We start from the raw sequence: 23,821 nt of genomic DNA, 5'->3' as shown, positions 1-23,821 counted from the left end.
TCATCGCTCACGGGACGGTCCGGCGAGGCGAAGAGTGCGCACCGGCGGATCGATGACCGCCAGCACGCGCTGCTGTTCGGGTCGCACGTCGGCGAAGAGGCGAACGTATCCGGCGAGCTCCGTGGCAGGTGCCCGCCAGACGAGATGCGGGTCCCCGCGCCGCAATGCGGACGGAAGAATGCAGTTCATCGGTGCGGATCCGGCGTTCTGGTCGTAGAAGTAGGTGTCGAACCGCCTGCCGTCGTCGATGCTCAACGGCAGTCGTTCCGGATGGTGCACCAGGACGAACGGCGGCGCCGTCGGCCGGTCCAGTTCCGGCAGTAGTTTGATGTACAACCAGCGCTCGCGCCGTTTGAGCTGCGTGGTGAGCACCTCATAGCGCAACCTGAGCAGCCCCGGGTATTCGATACTCGTTACGGCGCCGAGAATTTGGGCCCCACCGGCAAAGGTCACCGGTACCAGGTGCACCGAGCAGCCGAGCGCGGGGAGCGGTTCGGGCAGATGCAACCCGCCGTCACGGCCGTACATATCGCGGTGGATGGTGCCGACGGGGCGTTGCGCCAACGCGGTCTCGACGGGAATGTTGTTGGCCGCCACGAACACTCGGACTTCGTCCGCCTCCGCGGGCCACGCCATGGTGATGAGCTGCTCGTTGCAGCGCTCGATCACTTGTGCACTCGGCATGACGCCTGAGCGGCGGGCCGCCACCACCGTCGTGCCCACTCGGACCTTCCCCTCGTGCGTCGTGACCGGGGTCAAATAGACGAACACCCAGTCCGGCGGCCAGGAAACCTCGGTCATCTGCGAAATGTCCCCGGGGACAGTGGGATTCGGCACGCGGTTCGCGGCGGTCAGCCGCGCGTCGGCGGCGATGTTTTCGCTGGTCAGCCGTTCGGCGGCCAGGACAGACTCGCTGAGGCTCAGCGGTGGTTTGGCCGCGGTGCGGTAGATGTGCACATCGCCGGTCGGCGGGGTCGTCCAGGACAGGTCGAGCCAGGTCTTGGCGCCACTGCCCCGTTCCTGAAAGGCGAGATCGGTGATCTGCCGCAGCTCACCGCGGAAGTCGGCCTCGGCTTCGGTCGCCTCCGACAAAACGGTTCCGTCGCCGATGTCGACCTCGCTGATCGCGCGGTAGAGGTAGACGCCGGGCGGTGCCTCGGTATCGGTGAAGCCGGTGAGATTGCGGCTCGTCGCGAGGATGCGGTGCCGCTCGTCGCCGATGTCGATCATCCCGCGCAGCGGTACCCGGTACACCCGAACCCGGGTGGTGTTGGGCAGCACCGACCACCTGCCGATCACCGAGCCGTGGTCGGGGACGAGCTCGAAACCACTGACCGGCGCGATGATCTGTCCGCGCGCCAGCAGTTCCGGCGCGCTGCGTTCGGCCTGCTCCATCGTGCCGCCGCGATGCCGCCAGACCACCACGAATCGTGCCGCCGCCGTCAACGGCGCCGGGTCGTGTGCCTCGGTCGAGGTGGTCGCCGCGATGAAACGTCCTCGGTCCGGCCGATGCGGCTCGTAGTCGTCACGGGCGGCGACGCGATAGATGACGACGCCGGTGTCGTCGGTGACTTCGTTCTTCCAGTCGAATCGATAGCCGTCGGGTGTGGTCGTGATCGACAGCCGCGCGGCGGCACCGGATCCCCGAACGACGTCGTTGTTCGGGAAGTCGGCATTGCTGAGCACGGATGCTGTGTCCGGCAACGGATCCGGCATCTCGCCGAATTCGCCGTCCGGTGTGTCCGAGGTCGATTGCGCTGCCATTGCCGCGTCGGTGGTCGTTTCGGGTTCTGGAGCGTCGACAGGCGCGTCCACGCGGTCCCGATTGATCAGTACGGCAAGAAATTGCGCGGCCCACCGCGCGGACAGCGGCAGGTTCTCCTCGATACCCGCCACACTCGTTTTACCCGAGCGGAGGACCTGCGTGAGGTGGGTGTCCTTGATCGTGTCTGCCTCGAGGTTTTCTCGGCGGACCTGCTCGTCGCGCCACTCGCGCAGATCGTCGAGGACCCTCTCGTCGAGAGATGTCACGTCGGCTTCCTCCTTCAGAAGATCGGTGCGGTCGGTTCGGACACCGGGGGCGAAGGCGTCACTGGCCCAACGAGATCGAGCTCGTCGAACGACACCCCGTCGCTGAACTGTGTGGTCACCGCGATCCAGCCCAGATCCTTGTCGACGAAGTCGATCGCGGATTTGTCGGTGACTTTCGTCTTCCCGCGTGCCACCGCGGGGTCGGTGAACAGCGCGGTGTCGAAGTGACCGCCATCGGCCGCGTCGATATCACCGACGCCCGCGCGGAAATGCTCGACCGACACCAGTTGCGGCACACCGTGTTCGAAGTACTCGACGTCACGAATCATCCGATCCCGTGCGGTGCCCGGGCTCAGCTCACGCAGCGCGGTCTGCCACATGGCCGACGAGCCGGTCGCGGGCACGCCCCCGCGGGTGAGCTGCTCGGCCCAGATATCAAGCGCCGAGCCCGAGCCCGCGCCCTGTTGGGACAGGATCAGCTCGGGTTTGCGCCGGATATCGCGCGCGGTCGGGCCGAGCTGCTCACCCACCGAGCCGATGATCTGCTCCCACGGCGCCGACATCCAGCCGACCTGGAACAGACCCGCCCGCAGATCGGCCGCGACCTCATCCACCTGCCGATCGTCGGGCCGGGCCGACCCGACCGCGGTCTTGCGGGGCAATCCCCACCGAATCCGCGCGGCGTGGTCGGTCGGGGTGCCGGTGTATCCGAGCGGATCGGCCAGGAATGTGCCGAGAATCTGTGTCCACGACTGATATTGGGTGCATGCCTGGCTGAGCCGTTCGACGTCGCGCAACGCGGTACGCAGATTCAGCTTGTCGATGTCGATGGTGCTCGCCGCCTCGCGCAGCCGGTTGAGCAACCGGAAGAGCGCACGTTCGGTAAGGACGAAGGCGAGTAGCAGCACGAGGGTGAGTACGATCGCCGCGCCGCCGGCGATCTCGAGTGCCGGGACCACGGTCAGTCGTTTCGTGATCACCCCGGCGACATCGGCCGCAACCACGAGCAGGAACAGCAGAATCGCGATCTGCGTGCAGAAGACCAGCCAGCGCTGCCGCTTGGTGGCGGCGGTCGGTTTCGCAGCCTTCGCCGCTTCCCGAATCTTCTCGAGGAGGTAGCGCACCTCCGCGAGCGTGCGGTCGAGTTCCTGGGTGATCCGTTGCCCGAACGCGTATCCGTAGCTGCGGTGCAAACCCGACCGCCACTTCCCGAGTTCGGCTGTGGCGCTACCCGCTTCGGCCCGGAGCGACTCATCTGCTTCGATAGCGTCGAGCCGTTCGGTGAGCATATTGATACCTGCGATGTCGCCGGGGGAGACCGAGCTGATGCCGGCCTCATCCGCGAGTGCCTCCGGTGCCACCACGAATTCGGACTCGGGCGCCGGTATGACATCCGCCGCGGCGGGAATGATGGCCCGATTGACGCCGATCTGCGCGGGCGGCAACCGATCCGACCGTTCCTGGGCATCGCAGAGCGTAAACGCCGCGGACGCATAGTCCTTCCACACGACGGACAGGTCGGAGTTCGCGATGGTCCCCATCGGCTCGTTCGCGGACTCGTCGAGCGCGTTCGCGAGCTGACGGGCCGCCGGCGCATAGGCGGTCCACTGCACCGCACGGCCGTCCGAGGTCTTTCCGTCGACCACCACCCGGTAGTCCGACCCCTTGCCGAGCACCAGCGTTTCGATCAATCGCGCTGTCGCGGTGGCACGTTCGTCGGAGTACCGCTGCTGCCAGGAACCGGGCGAGTTCTTCAGTGCCGCCCACAGGAAGGACAGAAACATCCGCAGAATTTCGCGCCAACCGATGAACTTACGCGTGCTGCCCGGCGGCGGTATCGCACGGGCGCCCTTCAGCAGCGACTCGTGCTTGGTCCAGAGTTGCTCGGCCATCCGGTGCGTTTCCTGTGTCACATCGTTGACGTAGATCACCGGATCGATCTGGTCGTACGGCAGCGGCAGCCTGCCGCCGACATCGAACAGCTTGCGGCGCAACTGTTCTGCGACGCCGCCGCATTCGAGTTGGCGATAGAACGAACGCGCGACCCGGAAGGTATCGCCGGGCAGTGGCTGCATGGCCTCCATCGGCCGGTGTTCGACCGCCGACCACAGGCCGCAGAGCGCGGCCAACACGGGTGTGGCGTTGCGGGCTACCAGCACCGGGTCGTCGGTATCCAGCGATTCGTGGCCGAGGGCCGGGCCGTGCGCGTCCTCGGGCGTGATCACGACGTTGTGCCAGCCCGCGAACGCGGGTTCGGCGCCGTCCGGCAGCTCGGCGCCACCGCGCACGATCAACACGCGAAGTTTGGTGAACTGAGCGGCCGCACGGCGGTGTTCGTCGAGATACGCCGACAGTGCGCGTTCGCAGGCGGCGCTGGTTGCCCGGTCGCCGGTCACCGTGGTGATGAGCACGCAGAGCGTGACGTGATCGACCGGCGTCGGGCCGGCCAGCGCGTCCGCCAACCGCTGCGGATCCTCGACGCCATCGTGCAGTCGCAGCACCGGTGTCGCTCCGGAAACCGTTGCGGTGTCGGCATTGTCGAGCCAGTAGCAGTCACGGACCAGTCCGGTCGCGGACAGGTCGGTCAAGACATCCTTGATCGCTGCCGCGGATCCGGTCGGTGCGACGATCACCGTTACTCTCCGCATGTCACACGCTCAGATCTGGCTCATCGTCGGGATTGTCGGCGTTGTAGGTGAGCTCGTCGGGTACCTCCGCCAGTGGTTTGCAGCGCCGAATCAGCTCGATCAGATCACCTGCGGACTGATAGACATCAGGAGCCAGATCGCGGAACAGTGATGTCTGCGAAGCGAGTTCACGAGTCGAGATATTCGAGAACTTTCCGCCGCCCACCGCGCCGTACGGTCCGCGCGGCATGTAGTACGTCCCGCAGATGCCGCGAACCTTCTGGAACCACGCGGTCAGTGCCGCCGCACGTGCCTCGACCGTATCGCCCCTGGCGACGCCGTCGACCGGCGCCGATCCGGATCGGGTCTTGCCGGTGCGGAGCCAGTCGATCACCAACTCGTCGGACGAGCGGCCGGCGCGGTTGAGTCCTTCGGCCGGATCGTAGAGCGAGGCGTCGTAGATTCCGCGTAGCGCCTTGTACGGGCGCAGGGAATGCATGACGGGTGCGTCGTGGGCGTGCGCCATCGCGAGCAGCACGGACTCCAAAACAGCGGGCAGCCAGTCATTGGTGCCGAGCCGGTCCGGCGGAGTGAGCAGCGGGTGCGGGAAGTCCAGCCATCGCCCGAACTCGTCGTCCCAGACCCGGACGGGCTCGTTGTACGGCGCGGCCGGGATCTGGACCAACCCGAGGCTGAGGCCGAGGAACCAGCCGGCGACCATGGTGCGGCGTTCCGCGTCGGTCATCGGCAGCGCGGCAGGCAGCGGGCGCGCGCGCCGCCATTTCCAGAACTGGGCCTGCTGCGAGCGCGTCGACCCGTCCCACTGCTTGGCCGCCGGATCGAGCACCGAACGAAAGACCAGCGGCGAATAGTTGGGGAAAGAACCGAAGATGTCGATGCGGGTCAATCCGTCCTCGCTGTTGAGCGAGTTCTGCAACGACGTTTGGACGGTTTCCTCGATGGACGCGTCGTTGCGCAGCGCGGCGAGCAGATCCGATGCGATCGGCATGTCGGAGAACGGGATCGACGAGAACTTGTAGCGATAGAGCAGCGGTTGGTTCGGGTGCAGTACCCCGAGCGCGTCGTTGTTGACGCTGGCGAGCGGACGCGCGAGCCGCAACGCATCGGTGAAGTTGGCCGCGATCAGCTCGCGCCGCTGGGTGAGGACCGCCTCCCGTTCCCGGCGGTCGGATACGAAATCGCGCAGGCTGACCCGGACGAAACGGTCGAAGGATTCGCCGGTGCGTTCGATGAAAGCCCTTGCGCGTTCCAGGATTTCGTCGGAGCGCAGGTGTACCTCGTAGCGGGCGGCGGCAGGCGGCGGCAGTTGCTCGCCGGTGGCGGGGTCGAGGACGAAGGTCTTGGGCCGCCAATCGTGGGCGCGCTCGATCAGCGGTGTTCGCACTCCGGGAGCCTGGGAACCGTCTCTGGTGCTCCATATTCCGGTGACCACCGTGGTCGCCGCGATCTGCACCGCCCTGGTCAGCGGCGGCGGTGCCTCGGCGTCTCCCGCGACGGCGTGCGGCATGTCCGCGGCGTACTGCGCGGCGAATGCTGTTGAGGGCGTGAGCATTACCTCGTTGTTCGCGTGCATGAAGCGTCGTGGTATCGGCGCGCGGTCCGAGGGCCACGCGGTGTACTGGTCGGTGGCGAGCAGTGCGAGCCCGACGTCCCTGGCGGGCCGGTCGCGGTCGGCCCGCAGCGTGGTGTGCGGTTGGTTGAGCGCGTCGAGCAGCGGGTTGAGCACCTCCGGGACTATCGCGGTGGCGAGGTCGGCGACCTTCGCCGACAGCGCGGCCAGGATCTGCGTGCGGATCTGCGGCCGATAGTCCTTGACGATGGACCTGATGATGGCCGTGCCGGAGGTGATCTGCCCGCGCCGTAGGCCCTTCAGGGTGTGTTCGACGGCGGGCGGGGGTTCGGTGATATCGCGCGGCGCGTGTTTGGCCAAGTCCTCGGCTCCCGGCCGGATGTTGTCCCCGAGATGGGCGGCCAGCCGGTTGAGCATCGCTGTGGCGTAGGGCAATCCGATCGCCGCTGCCGCATCGGCGACCCGGTCCTCGATCGTGGCGACCAGTGCCGGGTACCAGGTGAACGCGTGGGTGTCGGCGGCACGATTAGCGGCATCGCGCATCCTTTTGCGCAGCGAGTCGTCGTCCAGCGCGGCGCGCACATCGGGCACCCACTGTCTGGCATGCCTGCCGTCGGCGCGCGGAATGGCCGGGCGGAGCACAGTTTCGGCGACATGGTCGATCATCAGGTCGAGGTCTGCCGGTGGCAGCAGGATGTCGGTGAGCCAACCAACCACGTCGTGCGGATTCAGGTCGTGGGTGCCGAGCCCGGTCCGCGACAGTACCGTTCCCCACTGACTGTCCAGGATCGCGTCGATCTGCTGATCGTCGGAGGCCCGGCTGGCCGGGTCGGCGTGGCCGTCGAGCAACAGGTCGACACAGCTTCGGGCCAACCGTTGCGCGGAGTACTCGGCGTAGCGTTCCCGGCCCATGCTCAGGCTGGAGAAGCCGTAACTGCCCCACGGCAAGGCATCCCAGTCGTTCGCACCCCACCCGACGTAATCGCGTTCGCCCGCGACGGCGGCCCGGTTGGTCAGGTCATAGTCGACGAACTGGTCGGTCGCGCGCCCGCTCAACATCATGCCGGCCAGGCCGCGAGCCAGCCCTCGGTAGATGGCTTCCTGGGTGCCGTCGCCGAAGGGTGCCGCCTGCGCGCCCATCGTCCGGCTGACCGGGAACACCCGCGCGAACGGCACGGGCGCACCGGTGCCCTGCTGTTGCCCCAGCGCGGACAGTATGTCGACGTCGTGTTCCCTGGCCGAGCCGAGCTGACTGGAAATGATCTCGCCGAGCATCGCGAGCGCATTCGGCCGCACGCCCGTCGTCGCGGCGCCGCCGAGATGGTCGAAGACATCCGCGGTGACCATGAAAAGCCCGATGGTCAACGGATCGAGACCCTGAACCATGGTGAGCAAACGGCAGACATCCAACGCCATCGACGCGCCGGACCCGCCCGCCATCGAGGACACCACCAACACCAGTGGCGGCGCTTCCGGCTCGTATCGGCCGCCGCCGGGAAACACGAGGGCGCGCATCTCGGCGGCCGTTTCGATCGAGTTGAGTCGATCCCAACTGGATTGCAAGCGTTGCGATATCGCCGCCACCTGATTGAGCGTGATCATCCGGCCGACGGCGCGGAACTGACCCGCTCCGGTACTGACCGGCACCGGTACCGCCTCGGGGTCGCGCGGGGCCCAGGTGGCGATGGTGTCTAGCCTGTTCTTCTGCCGCAACTGGTGGGTGAGGGCATTGTCGAGTACCGAATACTTCTCGCCCTGCGGCGCCGCACCGAAGTAGGTGCCGCCCTGTTCGCGGACGTTGCGCAGGCCGACGGGCAATCCGCCCGGCGCGGTCGGCACATCGATGCTGACGAACTGCCAGCCCGCCGGGATGGTGTGAATCCCGGCCCTGCCGAGGTCGGACCGCACCTGGTCCATCATGTACGCGATGGTGACGGCACCGGAGCCACCGCAACCGACGACGAGGAAGCGCCTCATTCTGGTTCCTTCGATTGAATATTCCTGCGGGTCATGGGGTTCGGGTTCGCTCAGCGGGTGAACGGATCGGCATCGCCGCCACCGCGGTAGTGGCTCGACGGGCTGCCCCGGTCGGACGAGAACGGATCGTTGCCGTTACCTCCCGATGCGGACGGGTTCGTGTACCGCGACGCGAACGGATCGACGGGATCGGGTGGTTGCTCGGCCGCCGAGTTCCGCGAGGCCGACCGGCCACCGCCGGATGCGCCCCTGCTGCGCAGCTCCGTGATGAGCCCGGGCACGTTATTGCTTGCGTCCGTTGCCAATCCGGCACGTTGTGCCGGGCTACTGCCGCCACCGAGCAGCAGCACCAGGGTGGCGTGGTCGGCGGGGCCGTCCGGGTCGTGCAGGACGAACCAGGTGCCCTGTAAGGACAGGGGGAGTACGGCGTTGCCGCGGGCATTGGTGCGCGGCTCGACGCTCGACGCGCCCACCATTCCCGATGCATGCGCGGTGACGTAGCCGCGGCCGGCCGGTGCCCATCCGGTCCGAGCCCGCAATATCACTCCGCCGAGATCGATCTTGCGGGTGGAGTGGTGTAGTCCGCTGACGCTGTCGACCAGATCGGTATCGCGCAGCGCGAAACGCGCGCCGTCCCTGAGCAGTACGCCGTTTGTCACGCGGACGGGAAACTGCTGCGCCTTGAGGATCTGGCCGGGGATGCGGGCGGTGATCCACTTCATCAGGTAGAGCAGCAGCAGCGGAATGCCGGGGCCGAGCACGATGGTCAGGATCAGGACGATCCAGAAGCGCGAAATATCCGGCTTCTTCTCGACTTTCGCTCGGAACGGTACATCTATCGTGATCGCGCTGTTGATCTCGTTCGCCCGGGCCGCGGTGACCGGAATCGTTCCGCTCACCAGGCCGTTGGTTTGGTTTTCGATCCGCAGTACCACCGGGATCGAACGAGCCTGCGCTCCGGGCACACACCCTTGCGCGTCGGTGGGCGCGGTGTTGGTCAGCGCGAGGGCGCCGATTCCGTCGGGCCGTGTCTTGAACACCGGCTGACGGGTGGGGGCAACCCACACACACCCCTCACCGCGCACCGGCAGCACCGCGGTGAATTCGCCGGACCCCGCCAGGGTGCCGAAGTCGAGCGCGCCCGGCTCCGGGAACCCCGCCGGTGGCGCGATCTGCAGCGGAATGTCGAGCGGTTCGGGGTGCAGCAGTGTTCCGGGCTGGTCGCCGGACGCGGCGGTGGTGATCGCGAGGGACAGTCGCAATGTCGCGGGTCCCGGCCGGATGTCGGTGAGGTCGACGGCGAGTGGGTCGTTGATGTGCTCGCGGGGAAGGGCTTTCGCCAGTTCGTGCTGTGCGCCGGACTGTTCGATGATGGTCGCCGACAGCTCGGCCGAGCCCTCGATCGTGGCCGGATCGACCGGCTTGCCCGCGCGGTCGCTGATACCGAGGCGCAGCCGGGTCTTCTCCGCCGCGTGCAGAATCCGATTGCTCGGCTCGGTCCAGGTCGGGACCAGGTTTCCGTAGATGGTGATACTCGACTTCGACTGTGTCGCAGGGAGTTTACGATCTTTGTCGACGAACGCGAGCGCCCATACGCCCCGCCATGCGGTACCGGGGGCGTTCGCCATCTTGAACGAGAGGTCGCTGGCAGAGTTCCATCGGTAATTCACCGAGATACCGCCGATGGCGACGGTGCCCTCGTTCGCGCCCGGTATTTCGACCGCCGTTGCATCCGGTGCGATCAAGGTCGCTGTCAGTCCGGGGGCGCCGCCGTTGGCTTCGACGTTGACCGCGCGGATCGAGTTGTCGAGCACGAATTTGTGTTTGCAGTCGTCTTGAACCTGTCCCGAGCAAATCATGCGGCGGCTATCGATGATGGGTGGTTGCGGCACCAGCTTGGCGAATCCGGCGATCAGTTCGTCGATGTTGTCGGCCGTGAAGAACTCTCCGGGCCGTGGCGTGCGGATGTCGCCACAAGGTGTGCCGTCGAACAACGGCTTTCCGGTAGCGATCGATTCGAGCAGCCCGAAATCGGGCGGCTTCGGCGGTTGCCCGTCGCCGCTGCTGCGCAGGCCGCCGAGGCCGAGGGCGAACGTGCGGACTCCGGTAGCCCTGACCTGATCGGCGATACCGCCTGGCACGCAGATCGAATCACGGGTCGTGTCGATGCGCTGCTTCTCGACATCTTTGTCGGGGGTGCCGAAGTCGAGCTCCCCGTCGGTGAACCACGCGATGGCGCGACAGGCGGCGGGGTTCGGGTCCGGTCGGTGTTCGGTGAGGTTTCGCAGCGACTCGCTGAGTGCGACACCGTAGTTGGTGTCGACGCCTTGCGTGCGGCCGGCTTCGCCGTCGATGGTGGCCTTCAGCTCAGGTAGGGACTTGTCGTTCAACGTCACCCAGTCATGGCGCGTGTCGTAAGCCTGTGCGAAGCCGGCGATCGAGATGTCGAGCGAGACCTGTGTGTTGTCGGTCCACTCGGCGAGCTTGTCGAGCAGCCGCTTGGCGGCGAGCACGCGTGCGGCGTGCGGATCGGAGCCATTGGGGCCACCGAGGCTGCCGGACTCGTCCAGCAACAGCAGCAGATCGCCGCGCTGCTGGCCGAGCAGGCAGGCGCCGTAGTCGACGACCGCGGAGGAGGTGTCCGATGGTTGTGCGTGCGCGGGGAATCCGCCGAGCAGCACACAGCCGAGGAACACCGCGACGGCCACCGCACGTGGCCAGCGACGCCGGTTCACAGTCGGGCCCACCAGTTCGCGAAAAGCCATCCGCTCAGCAGGACTCCGCACGCCGCGGCGCCTAGCACGAGCCAGTAGACGACGGTTGCGTACGGCCACGAGTCGTAGACCGCGCGCGCCCGTTGCTCGATATCGATCCGGGTGAAAATCGCCAATACGCTGATGGCGAGCGGTCCGGCGAGGGCCCACGCGGCGACCGCGAACGGCGAACGGCCGACCACGAGTGCCAGCACTATTCCCGCCGCGACAGCGCTTGCCGCCAGGACGAGCCACAGCACCGGCGGCCGGCCGGAGGTATGCGAAACAGCCTGTTCGAAAGAGGCTTTCGTGTCCTTCTGCCTGCGGCGGCTGCGCGGCTCCGGCCGGTCGGCACCGACCGGGTCGCTCGGCCGCGGCGTCGCACGAACATCGGATGCACCATCGGTCGTCGCCGCGCGCTGTTGCTGACGCGATCGATACTCGCTGTAGTCGAACTGACCGTGCGATCCTGGCGGAACAGCCACCGTTTCTCCCCAACTGGCTTTTGGCCGTGCATAACTGAGTCGCCCAAGAATAAAGAGACGCGGCGGCGAAAAATATCGTGCGAACGAATGACATGGCCGGCGAGCACTCCGGTGACGATGTGCCGGAATCGGCTTCGGAGCCACCAAATACGCTGTGGGAGTGGGAGAGTCACTCTAATGGAGGGTGTTGGCGCCGCCGATGTTCGGGCGGGACCCGGTGGGTCAATTGTCCCTCGAACAGCCGACATCATTTGCGGACCGTCGCGAATAGCGTTGGTCACGCACAATATCGAAGGAGGTGACACAAAAATGGGATTCGAAAACAAAGAAAAGACGCCGAAGAGCGAGACGCCGCCACCGGTCAAGCCGCGCACCGAAGAAACCGACCGGGCGTTGGGTAAGACCGCGATCAACGCGGTCAACAAGAAGTAGCGCGTGTGGTCCAGGCGGTCGTGACGACGAGACTGCGCCTCCGCCTCGACGATCCGAAAACCCTTGGCGGTCAGCCCGACACTGCTCGTCGGGGCCCTGCGTGGTGGACCGAGGGGTCCGCCACGCAGGATGCTAGCTGTTCGGAGCCGGTTCGGTTGGGCCACCGCTGGATACCGGCGGTGGCCAGTCCTGTGGTACGACGTTCGCGGGCTTCGCGGGCTTCGCGGGCTTCGCGGGCTTCGCGGCAACGTCGGCATCCCAGTCGAACCTCGGCGCGGGCGGACCTCACTGTGCGGGACCGGCGAAGGTGGCTCGGTTGCCGCCGAAGTCGACGCCGCGAAAGTCGGCGGCATCGGCGAAGAGCGCACGTTCGAAGTCGGCGTCCCCGCCGAACCGCGCGCCGACGCGCACCGCGATACCGCGGAACGCGGCGCGCCGGAAAACGGCGTCGCTGAATCACGCCGTATCGCCGAACGTCGTGCCGGAGAACAAGACTGTGTGCCGGAATTGCGCACGCACGAACTGAGCACGACCAGCAAACGCCACCAGTACGAACTCGGCCTGACCCGAGAAAACTGAGTCGGCGAACTGGGCAGTGCCCGCGAATGTCGCAGTAGAGAACCCGACTCGGTCGGCGAACGACGCGCTCGTGAACCGCGCCTAGTTGTACTCCGCCGTCGGCCGGATCCGGTCGGCGATGACCCGCGCGATGGTCGGTCGTACTTCCTTGTCGTTGTGCCGGTATTCGAGATGGCGTTCCTCGTCGTCGGCGGCACCGGCCATCGCGTACCCGCCTGCGATCCGGACTGCGACGTCGCTGGACCCGAGTTGCGCGGCGGCGGCGCCGAATCGCTCGACGAATCGCACCCGCAATGCCGTTCCCGCCCCGGGGGATCGCTTCTGCGAGCACAGGACTTCGGTCCATCGCTCACAGAGGGAGATTCGACGAAAATGACTGCGCTACTGTCCCCCGAGCCGGGTGGGGAGCCGGGATTCGTTCGGGCATTGGACATATTCCGCCGTGCGGCCCGGGATGTGCCCGCATACCGGGCACACCTTGATCGCCACGGCATCGACCCCGATTCGGTTCGGACGCCTGCGGATTTCGCCAGGGTTGACGTCGTCACGAAAGACGGTTACCTGCGGCGCAATCCGCTCGGCGCCCTGGTTTGGCACGGCGACATCAGTGAGGCGGGGACTTGGTCGAGCAGCTCGGGTTCCTCGGGCAAACCGACCTACTTTCCGCGTGACCTGATGTCGTTGCAGGAGAGCATCGAGTTCTACAGCAGAATGCTGTGCCAGAGTTTCGATTCGGCCGGGCGCAGCACGCTGCTGGTCGTCGGCTTCGCGATGGGTAATTGGATCGGGGGCACTTACACCTATCAGGCCGTGCTCGAACTGCGCCGCCGCGGACACCGGGTGTCGGTGGTCGCGCCGGGCATCGACGCCGAGACCATCCTCGCCAACATCGCCGACCTCGGTCCCAGCTACGACCAGGTGGTGCTCGCCGGATATCCGCCGTTCGCGCAGGACGTCCTCGATCGGGCCGACAAGCAGGTGCGTGCCATGAATCTGGGCGTGCTGCTGGCCGGCGAGAACATCAGCGAGGAGTGGCGCGACCACATTCTCGACCGGATCGGTCAGCCGGACCGGCCGGACCGGACGTGCCTGATCTACGGGACAGCCGACGCCGGAGTGATGGGGCACGAGACGCCGACCACCATTGCGATCCGGCGGCTCGCGCGCACCGATGCGCGGTTGCGCAGGGAGCTGTTCGGCGACGACGACCCGGCCCTGCCGACCTTCGTCGAATACGATCCGCACCTGCGCTACACCGAAACCGACGAGCAGGGTCGCTTCCTGTTCACCGTCGACAGCGCGCTGCCGCTGGTGCGTTATCGCATCAACGACGAGGGCACGATCCTCACCGCATGGCGCGTCGCGGCCGCGCTGCGCCGGTGCGGCTATCGAATTCCGGTGCGCACCTCCACGTTCGGCGCGGGCTTCCTCGTATTGCGCCGGCGCAGCGACGTGGCCGCGAGCTTCTACGCGGTGAAGTTGTATCCGGAGAGTATCCGTGCGGCGCTGGAGGCCGCCGCGGTCCGCGAGCTGGTCACCGGAAAGTTCGTCCTGGCCACCGTCTCCGACGCGGCCTTCGCCCAGACCTTGGACCTGCGTGTCGAACTGCGCGAATCGGTCGAGCCCACCGGCGAACTCGTCGCACAGCTCCGACAGCTCGTCACGGCCGCGCTGGACCGTACCAACAGCGAATACCGCAAGCTGCGCACCGTGCTCGATGCCGCGGCCGAACCCGCAATCACGCTAGTTCCCTTCGGCAGCAGCGGCTTCCGCTACTCCGTCAAGCACACGTACTTGGAGAACAACCGATGATCGAGATCCTTGACCCGGTAATCCATACCGAGCGCATCGCCGTCCTGCTCCGGCCCGCCGCCCGGTACCGACTGGTGGACGCGTGGGCGAGTGCGTCCGACGAACTGGCCGCTATCGACCCGGCGGCCGGGCCGATAGCCAGCCGCTACGTGGTGTACCACTGGCGCAAGACGATCGTGCGACTGCCCGAGGCCGACACGTTCTGGCGGCTGCGCACCGCGCGAAACCGATATCTGCTCGACGATGCCGAGCAGCGTCGCTGGTCGGCCGCGCTGGTCGGCGTCGCGGGACTGAGTGTCGGTGCGTCCGCTCTGTCGGTGTGCTCGCTGACCGGTGCACGCCGGTTCCGGCTGGCCGAGCACGACCGGTTGTCCATCACGAATCTGAATCGGTTGTCCGCCTCGGTCTGTGACCTCGGACTGCCGAAGTTGACGATCGCGCAGCGGCGGGTACTCGAGATAGATCCCTACAGTGCGCTTTTCGCGTTCCCGGACGGCTACACGCCGGCCGCTGCCGCCGATTTCCTCGGCACCGGACCCGGCGACGAACCGCTGACCGTGCTGGTCGAGGAGATGGACGACCTGCCCGCCAAGATCGATATCCGGCGGCGCGCCCGTGCCGCTGGCATCCCGGTGGTGATGGCAACGGATAACGGAGACAACGCGATTGTCGATGTCGAGCGGTTCGATCTGGATCCGGAGTACCCGATTTTCCACGGTCGGGCCGGTGACCTCGCGGGCTCGGCCGACGAGGACCTCGCGGACCCGCGCACCAGGGCCCGCATTGCGCAGCGCATCGTCGGCGCGGACCTCACGCCACGGACCCGGTTCTCGCTGACCGAGGTGGGTCGTTCGCTGACCTCCTGGCCGCAACTCGGCACCGCGGCGACGGTGGCGGGCGCGGCAGCGGCCTACGCGGCACGCATGGTGGCGACCGGGCACGCGCTGCCGTCCGGACGTTATCGGGTAGATCTCGATCGGGCGATGCTCGGCGCGGCCGCCGACGCGACAACCGGCTGGAACGAGTTGGGCGAGCGTGACTTCCTCGCCGCGATGTCGGCGAATTCGAAAGGGCGGCAGGACAAATGAGGCTATTGGTCGGCCGGCGGACGGTGTGCCCAGATCGGGGTGATGACGTGCTGATGGAACCGCCAGCCAGCGCGGGCCTTGCGAGCCTGGAAGGTATAGCGACTGCCCAACATTCGGTGCTCGCCGGGCTTGCTCTGCGCGGGGACGAAGACCGCAAGCACGTCGGCGGTCACCGTTGCCTCGGCACCGGCCTGGGTGATCGCGACACCCGACACGAAATGTTGGGTGGCGGCATATATTTCGTGGTTGCTGCGGGCGACGTCGACGATCGCGGCCGCGCCGGTCGACACACCGGCGGGCGTTTCCAGCGTCGCATCCGGTGTATACACGCCGGACAGCCCGTCGAAGTCCCTGGAATCCAGGCACGTGGTGAGGACGGTGACGAGATCCTGCAATTCGGCGCGGTCGAACAGGTCCTCGATGCACCGCGGCTTCGACGTCATGCGGTCAAACTAATGCAGCCCGGCCGCCGATGCCATGGCAATCGAGCAGGCGTACGCGCACGACCGAATCGGGAGGTGCGGCGATGAGGCCGCTGCGGCGCGCGCTGGTCACCGCGTGTGCACTCACCAAGACAACCGATCTGGTTGCCCGATACACGGGCGCGCGCTGGTTCCTGCCCGACGTGCTGGTGCACCGGTTCGCAGGGCTCGGCGGTTTCGAGATCGCCGAATTCACCGCGCACCTCGATGCCGCGCGGTCGTTCAGTGATCAAGGCTGGACCGGGCATTGGCAGCGACTGGCCGCGGATCGGACGGCAAGCGCCTACCGCGCGCTCACGGTCGTGGCTGCTGAGCGCGGGGAACGGTTGCCGCAGGCGGACGTGCTGTTCGGGGCGGACGCGATGATGTTCGTGGAGCTGCTCGGCAGGCTGCTCGGGCCCGCGGCCGAATTCTTGGGCGACCGAGGTGCCGCGCCGGGCCCGGACGCCGTCGAACGGTTCCTGTCCGGGCGTCCGGTCGGCGCAGCGGAGCGTGCGCGGGTGGTCGCCATGGACGAGCTGGTCAAGGCGATCGTCTACCACCTGGTGGCGGCCTGGCCGGGTGCGACGCCCGCGCGACTGCGTGCTTACCACGCCTCGCGGCGGCTGTTCGAGATGTTGCTCACCGCACTCGGGCCGCAGCTCGACGTCGAGGTCGGTGCGGTGGAGATTCCGGCCGGGTCCGAGATCGTCCGGGCCGTCACGGTTTTTCCGAAGGGGGCACGGCGCTGCCCGGTAGTGCTCGTGACGAACGGACTCGACGGGACGGTGCAGGAGCTGGTGCTGCCACTGCTGACGTACCGGAACACCGGTCTTGGCATGCTGATCATGGAGATGCCGGGCAGCTACACCGCCGCGCGGCCGATGTCCGCGGCATCCGAGGAGATCTATCGTTCGGTGCTCGACTACTTGGGTGCGCACCGACGGGTGGACGCCGGCCGAATCGCGATGTTCGGCATGAGTTTCGGCGGCTACTGGGCGGCGCGGCTGGCCGCGGTCGACACCAGGCTGCGGTGCGCGGTATGCGTCGGCACGCCGACCCACCGCGGCTTCGGCCCGGCCGCGGCGCTCGGCATGCCGGAGCCGGTGCTGCGGACCATGGGCGCCGCCGTCGGCGCGGGCAGCGTGTTCGGCATCGGCAGGAAGCTCGCCGCGCTCTCGCTGCGGGGGATGTACCACCGCATCGGGATTCCGCTCCTGGTTGTCGACGGCGATGCCGATTCGGTGGTCGACGTGCGCGACTCGGCCGAACTTGCCGCGTCGGTGCCGGGCGCGACGCTGCGCCTGTATCCGAGTGACGACCATTGTGCGCCTGGTCATTTCGTGGAATGGCTGGACGAGGCGATGGCGTGGCTGTGCCGGGGGATCGGAGAGAGGGCAGAGACGGTGGATCCGCACCGGCTCGACCGAAGGGATTCCAGATGAACCTGATCACCCGCCGCGCCCGTGCCACCCGCCGGGCGGAACTGACCACCGCCGCACTGGTCGCCGCGATCCAAGGACTCGGCAACGCTGTCGGCAGTGTGTGCGGCACGATGATCGCCTGGTGGATGCTCAACCGATAACAGTATGCGGCGCCCGTCGATCGGCGGGCGCCGCGTATTCGGCTGTGCGGCAGCGTGATCGGCTATCTCAGGCGCAGTCCGTCCAGTACCAGTCGGCTGACGAATTCGGCATTCTCGGCCGGGCTGTGCTCCCTGCGTGTGAAGCAGCGCAGCAGCAAGGTGTTGGTGAGTAGCGCCGCGATCTCCTCGGCGGGCTGATCACCGGCGAACTCCCCGTCCTTCTGCGCCCGGACGATGAGTGGGACGAGGAGTCCGGGGAAGTTGAGTTCCTGTTTGATGGAGACCAGACCGTCCTCGTCGGCATAGGTGTCGTGCGCGACGGCGGCCATCAGCGCGTCCATGAACGCGCGTTCGTCGGCGACCAAGCGGGCGACCCGCACGAAATGCCGTCGCACGATGGCCACCGGGTCGTACCCGATCGCCGAGTCGTCGGTGATGTCCTGGCCGAGGCTCGCGAATGCCGACTTCAATGCGTCGACGATGAGATGTGTTTTCGTCGGGAAGATTCGGCGGGCCGACTCGGCAGGCACGCGTGCCTCGGCGGCGATCGAATCGATCCCGGTCATGAAATAGCCGCGCTTGGTGAACTCCGCGCGTGCGGCCGTGAGCAGCGCCGCGCGCGGCTCGCTCGGCAGCGCGGTCGGCTGTGCGAGGGTGCCGGTGAGCGCGGTGAGCGCGTCGTCGATGTGCGCATGCCGCTGCGAACCGTCGACCGCGATGTTCAGCACCGCGAGCACGGCGTCGGCGACGAGTTCGCCGGACACCGCCCCCGGCTCGGCGCGGTGCCGGATGATGAATCCCTCCAGCAGCGCGGTCAGCACGACGCAGAAGCTGTCCTTGGTGAGCGGCTTGCGCAGCGTCGCGCCGGCCCGGGCGAACAGGACCTCGAAGATTTGCAGGATCAGCTGATCGGTGCGCTGGTACGTTGCCCGGATCCGGCGCGCGGTATGCGGGCTGGACGGGCCGAGCGTGATCGCGAGAAGCCTTCTGGTAGCGGCCTTGTCGGCGAAGGCGGCGTCGAAATAATCGAGTACGAGCCGGCGTACCGCGCGGATGCGGTCACCATCGGCTTTGTCCAGCACCAGCTGCACCTGCGGCCGGACATCGGCGGGCGCGGGTCGGGCATCATCGATCAACTGATCGAGCACCTCGGTCAGATACCGGGATTTGGTGGCGAACTTCCGGTAGAAGGTCGCGTTCGAGGAGTTCGCGCCGGCGATCACGTCCTCGATGCGTAGGCCGCTGTCCAGCAGCTTTCCCGGCTGGTCGAGCACCAGCTGCAGTCCGGCGTGCACGAGTTCGGCGGCGGCGCGGTCATCGATGGGAATGAGTTGCTCCTGACTGGATTTCCCGCTGGGTCGGTGCGCGGGCGGTCAGTGACTTGATCCGGACTCGCCGGTGAGCCGTTACGCCCAGGTGCTGAGAGTGATCGCTCTCAGGTGAGGGCGATCGGTCCGCGCGGTGGCAGTGACGTGCGGTTCTATCCACGGTTACATAGTCGCTGTCCCTTCGATGCCATTGCGCTCGTCGGGTACTGGCACAGTGAACGAAGGAACCGTCGATGAGTACCGTGGCCGATCACCAGAACGACCCGATCCGCACCGTGACCGACCAGGGCAGGCGTCCGACGTTGAGCAGACGTGAGGTCGAGGTGCTGCTTGCGTGGCTGCGCGCCGACTCGAAGCCGGAGGTCTGCACGCTGCTGTTCATCTCGCCGGGCACGGTGAACACGCACCTGTCCCGGATCAGGGACAAGTACGCGGCGGTGGGCAGGCCGGCACCGACCAAGGCGGCCCTGGTCGCCCGGGCGTTGCAGGATGGGCTCGTCGGCGTCGATGACCTGTGATCACCTCTCAGGTCAGTCGGTGGTGGCGCTCGGGCACCGGTGCGACAAACTGGTCGCAATGTCGGTAGCGGTGAGCGCCGCCGATGTCTTGGTCGCGAGGTACTCGGCCCAGGACGTCTCCTGCTCGATGACGATCTCGGAGTCGATTGTCGCACAGAGGAATTGAGCCGAGGCAACGCCGCTGTCCAGCACGAACACCACATCTACCGCGACTTTCCGATGCACCGCGACGGTGATTGCCGCGACCGCCCTACGCTCGACGAGATGTTTGACCCGCACGGTGGTCAGGGCCAGATCGCGCACCCGTGGCGTGCTGATGCCGACGACGTTGCCGTACCGCCACCGCCGTGCCGATGGCCCACTCGACTGCCCTGCGGCTTCGTGCACCGCGAGGATGAGCTCGCCGAGAGCCGAGGCCGACACAGTCACCTCATATGTTTGTCGACGGTTCACGATCGGTGCCCACACCTTCCGCATGCGGTCGCGATCCTGTCGCACCGGCGACCGAGTTCAGAATAATCAATGTTCGAGAAGATCGTGGTCGCAACTGATCTGCATCGCGGCGCGGTCCCGCCGGATGCCCTGTCATGTTTCGTCCTCGAACCCTGACGGTGTCACGATTTGGCATCGTTGTCTGTCGGTCAAATGTCCGACACGACTGTGGGGGGCTCCGTCGGGCGATGCGGCCGGCCGGGTCGGAGTGTCCTCGACAGCGCGGCTGCAGTGTGCGGGTGAGCCGCGCAACGCCGTAGCTGTGCGGGCCTGCGTCGCCTGATCGGCATCCGTCATTTGAATGATTTCGATGCGCGGACAGCGATGTTAGCGTCATTCATGTCCGGGCCGTACCGAAATTCCTTGGTTTCCTCGGACATTTGTCCTGAGTCGGATTCGGAGTGGAATCGTGGGAGTAGTTCTTATTGCCTTCGCGATCGGCATGATCGGCATCTTCGCGTCGTGGTCGATCAGCGTCGGACTGCGCGTCGCGGGTTGGGCGCTCACCATCGTGGCCGGGCGGCACGTAATTGTGGTGGCGCAAGCGTCGCCGGACGTGGTCGCCGAAGCGGCAAAGAATCGCTGGTCGGCAATACCCGGCCAGCGAACCTTTGTTCGTGCGACTACAACTCGTCCAGCATGATCAGGCCGTCCTGTAGCACGCGTGCCACCAGCGCCGCCTTGGTATTGGCCGGCCGCCCGGCCGCTGCGTACTTGCCGCGAATGCGGGTGATATGGGTGTTGACCGTACCGATCGACAGGTATAACTGTTTGCCGACCAGGGTTTTCGAATCGCATTTCACCCACGCGACGAGCACCTCGCGTTCGCGCGCCGACAGGTGCGGGTCGCGCCACGATGGTGGTCGGTCGGGTTGTGGTCGGGGATCCGGAACGATCGAGGTCATCAGTACTTCCCACTTCGAGCATTGTCAGTCGGTTCCGGTACCACACCTCCCCGAAGGTTGCGGCCCAATAACCGATGTGCCTACTGAATATATGATCCATTGCCGCCCAGGGGAATTCCCCAGCTCTCAGCCCTTAGGTCTGGGGTCTTGCTTCGCTTCGCGAACAAGTTGCTCGCCGTCCAGGTCGGAGCGCACCTTGCCGGTGGCCTCGACCTCGATCCGCAGTTCTCCGTTGTCGCGCAACAGGATCGACGCGAGGATGGTGCGGCCGGGCGGCAGGATCCTGGCGGTGACGGTGCCGCCTTCGGCGTAATCGAGCGCGTCCCGCAGGACCGTGCGTACGTGTTGTCGAAGGTCGGCATCGACCTCGTCGAGGCCGCCGCCGTCGTCGAGGACCACGGTGACCCCGCGTTGTCGCGCGGCGCGCGCCGCGGCGCCGACCGAGGCGTCGATCATGACGCCGCCCAGAATATCGTCGCGCAGCTCCGCCTCGACGAGCCTGCACTCGGCCTGTTCCTGAGCGGTGAGCGGGCGGCCGGAAGCGATGATCTCCAGCAGCGGGCGCGCGGCGCTGTCCAGCCGGGCGACCCGCTCGTCTCGCACCTGCTGGGCGGCCAGTGCGGCGGCCTCGGTCGCGGCTCGCTCGGTATCTTGTTGGCGCAGCGCGAGAATCGAGTGCGCCATGGGGCGAACCACCCTGGCGAAGAAGGTCGCCATGAGCAGCGGGGTCAGGTTGATGAACGAGAACCCCACGCCGGTGAGCAGCCCCTGACCGGTGTGTGCGGTCCACTCGGCGCAGATCACGATCTGCCCGAGCACGCCCGCCCATGCCCACAGCGGAGCTCCGCGCACGCACAGGAAGTTCAGATACGCCGATCCGGCGCCGAGGAACCACACCTGGGTGGAGTTGGCCATCGGGACCGGCAGCTGCCAGATGGCCAACGCGGTGGCCAGTGGTGCCGCCGCCGCGGCGGGTAGCGCGAACCGGGCGGGCAGCGGATCGCCCGGTGCGACAATCATGCTCAGCCCGGCGCCGAGAATGAGCACCGCCGCGCATGCGGTCACCCGGATATCGTGGATACCCGCGTTCGCGGAAAGCGCCATCGAGCAGATCGCGACAGCGAACAAGACCGACAGCAGCCACGCGGCCGGGGTTCGCATCCCGAGAATGTCGCGCACATCGTCGCGGACCGGATGATTCGTCGTCATGTCGCCACCCATCCGGTGCTCACCCGGCACCCTCGACCCGGCGCGGTATCGATGGCGGACCAACCACCGGGCAGTTCGGCGAGCCGGTCGGTGATGCTGGCCCGCAGGCCGAGGCGATCGGCCGGGACAGCCGCCGGATCGAAACCGACGCCGTCGTCGACGACATCGACCTGCACCGAGTCCGCGTCGGCGGTGACCTGGACCACGCAGGCCGCCTCGCGAGTGTGGGAACTGGCGTGCCGCTGCCAGTTACGGAGCGCCTCACCCACCGCGGCAGCCAATGCGGTCGCGACATCGCTCGGCACCATGAGATCGACATCGGCGGCCCGGTCGGCGCGCAGCCGCACCGTGTCGTCGACCTCGGCCGCCGCCGCGCGGATGCTCGCGACGACTTGGTCGAGGTCGAGGTTGTCCTGCACGGGCAGCCCGGACCGTAGCCGTTCGAGATCACGCAACGTCACGTCCGCGTGATGCGTCAGCACCGCGGAGTTGGGTGTGCGTGATGCCTCGAGCAGCGTGGCGATGACCCAGTCGTGGGCGAGGGCGTCGAAGCGCCGCCGCTCGAATCGGCGAGCGTCGGCCGCGGCGGTGGCGGTGGCCTTCGCGCGTGCCGCGTGCGAGGTTCGGTCCAGTGTCCGGCCGACCTGTACCAGGACGATGCACGCCGCACAGGGGAGCGCCGAATATGCCACGGCGAACAGCAATTCCGGCACTATCGGGTTGTGCGCGTCCGGTCCACGGGCGGCTGCCGCGGCGACCTGGGCGAGGACCGCGGCTACGGTGAGATAGCCGAATGGCATGCGCCGCCAGAAGACACCGAGTGCCACCGCGGGCAGCCCCGGAATCCAGGTGGTCCACAACGATTTTTCGGCGGGTACGGTCGCCCCGGTCCGCACGAGGAGCCAGCTGCCCGCGGCGAGCAGATAGCCGATCGCGAACGCGAGTACCGCGTAGCGGACCAGGTCGAGGCGCCAGCGCAGCGCGGCGGCGATGATGAGCACGGCCGGCGCGTAGACGGCGATGATCGCGAGCGGTGTCCACCACGGCGCGGCCAACGACGATTGGGTGAGCGCGATCGGCACGGTGAGCGCCGCGTAGAACAGACCGCCTGTCCCGACGAAAAGGCAGGCGCCGCGGACGAGGCGGGCTTCGGCGCTGCGCCGTGGCGCGGCGGCATCGATCATCGGGGCCGGGGGTCGCCGCCGATGAAACCGTCCCGCTTCGCCTCGCGGTAGAGATCGACGCGCGAACGCACCGGCCGCCCTGCCTCGGCATAGCGGCGGCGAATCCGGCTCAGGTAGTCGTTGACCGTGTGTTCGGAGAGCCCGAGCTTGTGTGCCACCGACGCCGCGGTCTCACCATTCGCGTAGTGCTCCAACACGTCTCGTTGTCTGGGTGGCAGATTGATATTGGTCAGCGCCGGGTCGCTGTCGATGGCCGATGCCCAGGCCATCGTCGCGACCTGCCTGCCGGAGGCGGCCGCGCGGATCATCGCGGTGGTGCGTTCGGCCGGGTCGCTCTTCAACGCGACGCCGAGCACGCCTGCGCGTGCTGCCGAGCGGATGAGGTCGCGCCAGTCGCCGGTGGTGTAGACGAGGCAGGGGATGTCCAGGTTGTGCAACATCTCGACGTTCGCGCGCGGGGTGGAGCCGTCGGGCAGTCGCAGGTCCAGGATGGCCAGATCGAGATCTGTTGCCTGCTCCAGCAACTCGGGGACCGTCGGCGCGATCGCGACGACGGTCAGGTCGGGTTGATCGGAGAGGATCGCGGCCAAGCCGACCGCGACCGCCTGGTGGTCTTCGACGATGCCGATCCGGCGGACGGTCCCCGGGGTCGCGTAGGGGCCGGGCAGATCGGTGACGGCGACGCCCGCCATTGTGAGCAGTCGACGGATCACCATGAATGGATTAAAGCACTCGGCCACCGAGGTGCCAAGTGAGGTCGTTCA

At 67.1% G+C, this 23,821-nt stretch carries 21 protein-coding genes; 7 read left to right on the top strand and 14 right to left on the bottom strand.

All coding sequences use genetic code 11. The features are described 5' to 3' along the window. From ACIBK2_RS25405 to ACIBK2_RS25385, 5 genes are read right to left on the bottom strand one after another with little or no spacing between them, the layout of a single operon-like run. Positions 1-2,031 (bottom strand): hypothetical protein, encoded by a 2,031-nt coding sequence (locus tag ACIBK2_RS25405; protein ID WP_396970439.1) that lies wholly within the window; start codon positions 2,029-2,031, stop codon positions 1-3. 14 nt (positions 2,032-2,045) lie between these two features. Beyond that, the gene (locus ACIBK2_RS25400; protein ID WP_396970437.1) at positions 2,046-4,664 is read right to left on the bottom strand and encodes a hypothetical protein; all 2,619 of its coding nucleotides are present in this window, start codon (positions 4,662-4,664) and stop codon (positions 2,046-2,048) included. 16 nt (positions 4,665-4,680) lie between these two features. Continuing rightward, positions 4,681-8,226, bottom strand: coding sequence for a tubulin-like doman-containing protein (locus ACIBK2_RS25395; protein WP_396970435.1), 3,546 nt, complete (start codon positions 8,224-8,226; stop codon positions 4,681-4,683). 50 nt (positions 8,227-8,276) lie between these two features. Further along, positions 8,277-10,991, bottom strand: coding sequence for a vWA domain-containing protein (locus tag ACIBK2_RS25390; protein WP_396970433.1), 2,715 nt, complete (start codon positions 10,989-10,991; stop codon positions 8,277-8,279). Further along, positions 10,958-11,464 (bottom strand): hypothetical protein, encoded by a 507-nt coding sequence (locus tag ACIBK2_RS25385; protein WP_396970432.1) that lies wholly within the window; start codon positions 11,462-11,464, stop codon positions 10,958-10,960. The genes ACIBK2_RS25390 and ACIBK2_RS25385 overlap by 34 nt, the downstream gene beginning before the upstream one ends. A 309-nt stretch (positions 11,465-11,773) precedes the next feature. On the opposite strand from ACIBK2_RS25385, the gene ACIBK2_RS25380 reads away from it, so the two are divergent. Then, positions 11,774-11,896, top strand: coding sequence for a hypothetical protein (locus ACIBK2_RS25380; protein ID WP_396970430.1), 123 nt, complete (start codon positions 11,774-11,776; stop codon positions 11,894-11,896). Between the two features lie 285 nt (positions 11,897-12,181). On the opposite strand, the gene ACIBK2_RS25375 is transcribed toward ACIBK2_RS25380, so the two are convergent. Then, positions 12,182-12,307 carry a pentapeptide repeat-containing protein gene (locus ACIBK2_RS25375; RefSeq protein ID WP_396970428.1) on the bottom strand — a complete coding sequence of 42 codons (126 nt, stop codon included), beginning with the start codon at positions 12,305-12,307 and terminating at the stop codon, positions 12,182-12,184. 249 nt (positions 12,308-12,556) lie between these two features. After that, positions 12,557-12,763, bottom strand: coding sequence for a hypothetical protein (locus tag ACIBK2_RS25370; RefSeq protein WP_396970426.1), 207 nt, complete (start codon positions 12,761-12,763; stop codon positions 12,557-12,559). 84 nt (positions 12,764-12,847) lie between these two features. Between ACIBK2_RS25370 and ACIBK2_RS25365 the strand changes: the two genes are divergently transcribed. Further along, on the top strand, positions 12,848-14,287 hold the full coding sequence (locus ACIBK2_RS25365; RefSeq protein WP_396970425.1) for a phenylacetate--CoA ligase family protein: 1,440 nt from the start codon (positions 12,848-12,850) through the stop codon (positions 14,285-14,287). Beyond that, positions 14,284-15,375 (top strand): ThiF family adenylyltransferase, encoded by a 1,092-nt coding sequence (locus tag ACIBK2_RS25360; RefSeq protein WP_396970423.1) that lies wholly within the window; start codon positions 14,284-14,286, stop codon positions 15,373-15,375. Before ACIBK2_RS25365 ends, ACIBK2_RS25360 begins: the two co-directional genes overlap by 4 nt. Before the next feature lie 2 nt (positions 15,376-15,377). Here the strand turns inward: ACIBK2_RS25360 and ACIBK2_RS25355 are convergent, their stop codons facing one another. After that, positions 15,378-15,818: a nuclear transport factor 2 family protein gene (locus ACIBK2_RS25355; protein WP_396970421.1), complete on the bottom strand. Its 441-nt coding sequence runs from the start codon at positions 15,816-15,818 to the stop codon at positions 15,378-15,380. Between the two features lie 83 nt (positions 15,819-15,901). Between ACIBK2_RS25355 and ACIBK2_RS25350 the strand changes: the two genes are divergently transcribed. Then, positions 15,902-17,281: an alpha/beta hydrolase family protein gene (locus ACIBK2_RS25350; RefSeq protein ID WP_396970419.1), complete on the top strand. Its 1,380-nt coding sequence runs from the start codon at positions 15,902-15,904 to the stop codon at positions 17,279-17,281. Next, positions 17,278-17,421 carry a hypothetical protein gene (locus tag ACIBK2_RS25345; RefSeq protein WP_396970417.1) on the top strand — a complete coding sequence of 48 codons (144 nt, stop codon included), beginning with the start codon at positions 17,278-17,280 and terminating at the stop codon, positions 17,419-17,421. Before ACIBK2_RS25350 ends, ACIBK2_RS25345 begins: the two co-directional genes overlap by 4 nt. Positions 17,422-17,483: 62 nt before the next feature. Here the strand turns inward: ACIBK2_RS25345 and ACIBK2_RS25340 are convergent, their stop codons facing one another. Then, positions 17,484-18,716, bottom strand: a complete 1,233-nt coding sequence (locus tag ACIBK2_RS25340; protein ID WP_396970416.1) for a TetR family transcriptional regulator — start codon at positions 18,714-18,716, stop codon at positions 17,484-17,486. A gap of 266 nt (positions 18,717-18,982) precedes the next feature. Here ACIBK2_RS25340 and ACIBK2_RS25335 point away from each other — a divergent pair, with 266 nt between their 5' ends. Beyond that, positions 18,983-19,267: a helix-turn-helix transcriptional regulator gene (locus ACIBK2_RS25335; protein WP_396970415.1), complete on the top strand. Its 285-nt coding sequence runs from the start codon at positions 18,983-18,985 to the stop codon at positions 19,265-19,267. Positions 19,268-19,279: 12 nt separating this feature from the next. Here ACIBK2_RS25335 and ACIBK2_RS25330 read toward each other — a convergent pair whose 3' ends face one another. Continuing rightward, a complete protein-coding gene (locus ACIBK2_RS25330) occupies positions 19,280-19,690 on the bottom strand; it encodes a hypothetical protein (protein ID WP_396970413.1) in 411 nt (136 codons plus the stop codon). A 478-nt stretch (positions 19,691-20,168) separates the two neighbouring features. Here ACIBK2_RS25330 and ACIBK2_RS25325 point away from each other — a divergent pair, with 478 nt between their 5' ends. After that, positions 20,169-20,402 (top strand): hypothetical protein, encoded by a 234-nt coding sequence (locus ACIBK2_RS25325; RefSeq protein WP_396970411.1) that lies wholly within the window; start codon positions 20,169-20,171, stop codon positions 20,400-20,402. Here ACIBK2_RS25325 and ACIBK2_RS25320 read toward each other — a convergent pair. The 4 genes from ACIBK2_RS25320 to ACIBK2_RS25305 all read right to left on the bottom strand — a co-directional run bounded on the left by ACIBK2_RS25320 (position 20,383) and on the right by ACIBK2_RS25305 (position 23,749). Next, entirely contained in the window at positions 20,383-20,664 is a 282-nt protein-coding gene (locus ACIBK2_RS25320; RefSeq protein WP_396970409.1) for a LuxR C-terminal-related transcriptional regulator, read from the bottom strand. The genes ACIBK2_RS25325 and ACIBK2_RS25320 overlap by 20 nt on opposite strands. Positions 20,665-20,790: 126 nt before the next feature. Next, a complete protein-coding gene (locus ACIBK2_RS25315) occupies positions 20,791-21,873 on the bottom strand; it encodes a hypothetical protein (protein WP_396970407.1) in 1,083 nt (360 codons plus the stop codon). Further along, a complete protein-coding gene (locus ACIBK2_RS25310) occupies positions 21,870-23,057 on the bottom strand; it encodes an ATP-binding protein (protein ID WP_396970405.1) in 1,188 nt (395 codons plus the stop codon). Before ACIBK2_RS25310 ends, ACIBK2_RS25315 begins: the two co-directional genes overlap by 4 nt. Next, on the bottom strand, positions 23,054-23,749 hold the full coding sequence (locus ACIBK2_RS25305) for a response regulator transcription factor (RefSeq protein WP_396970815.1): 696 nt from the start codon (positions 23,747-23,749) through the stop codon (positions 23,054-23,056). The genes ACIBK2_RS25310 and ACIBK2_RS25305 overlap by 4 nt, the downstream gene beginning before the upstream one ends. Positions 23,750-23,821: the final 72 nt, after the last annotated feature.

The organism is Nocardia sp. NPDC050175 (genome assembly GCF_044459885.1).
In the GTDB taxonomy this organism is placed as follows: domain Bacteria; phylum Actinomycetota; class Actinomycetes; order Mycobacteriales; family Mycobacteriaceae; genus Nocardia.
This window is presented reverse-complemented; position numbering and strand designations above follow the sequence as displayed.

Coding starts and splice junctions, on each gene's coding strand:
- ACIBK2_RS25395 (WP_396970435.1), bottom strand. CDS start 8,226: ATGAGGCGCTTCCTCGTCGTCGGTTGCGGTGGCTCCGGTGCCGTCACC.
- ACIBK2_RS25390 (WP_396970433.1), bottom strand. CDS start 10,991: ATGGCTTTTCGCGAACTGGTGGGCCCGACTGTGAACCGGCGTCGCTGG.
- ACIBK2_RS25380 (WP_396970430.1), top strand. CDS start 11,774: ATGGGATTCGAAAACAAAGAAAAGACGCCGAAGAGCGAGACGCCGCCA.
- ACIBK2_RS25365 (WP_396970425.1), top strand. CDS start 12,848: ATGACTGCGCTACTGTCCCCCGAGCCGGGTGGGGAGCCGGGATTCGTT.
- ACIBK2_RS25360 (WP_396970423.1), top strand. CDS start 14,284: ATGATCGAGATCCTTGACCCGGTAATCCATACCGAGCGCATCGCCGTC.
- ACIBK2_RS25355 (WP_396970421.1), bottom strand. CDS start 15,818: ATGACGTCGAAGCCGCGGTGCATCGAGGACCTGTTCGACCGCGCCGAA.
- ACIBK2_RS25350 (WP_396970419.1), top strand. CDS start 15,902: ATGAGGCCGCTGCGGCGCGCGCTGGTCACCGCGTGTGCACTCACCAAG.
- ACIBK2_RS25345 (WP_396970417.1), top strand. CDS start 17,278: ATGAACCTGATCACCCGCCGCGCCCGTGCCACCCGCCGGGCGGAACTG.
- ACIBK2_RS25335 (WP_396970415.1), top strand. CDS start 18,983: ATGAGTACCGTGGCCGATCACCAGAACGACCCGATCCGCACCGTGACC.
- ACIBK2_RS25320 (WP_396970409.1), bottom strand. CDS start 20,664: ATGACCTCGATCGTTCCGGATCCCCGACCACAACCCGACCGACCACCA.
- ACIBK2_RS25315 (WP_396970407.1), bottom strand. CDS start 21,873: ATGACGACGAATCATCCGGTCCGCGACGATGTGCGCGACATTCTCGGG.
- ACIBK2_RS25310 (WP_396970405.1), bottom strand. CDS start 23,057: ATGATCGATGCCGCCGCGCCACGGCGCAGCGCCGAAGCCCGCCTCGTC.
- ACIBK2_RS25305 (WP_396970815.1), bottom strand. CDS start 23,749: ATGGCGGGCGTCGCCGTCACCGATCTGCCCGGCCCCTACGCGACCCCG.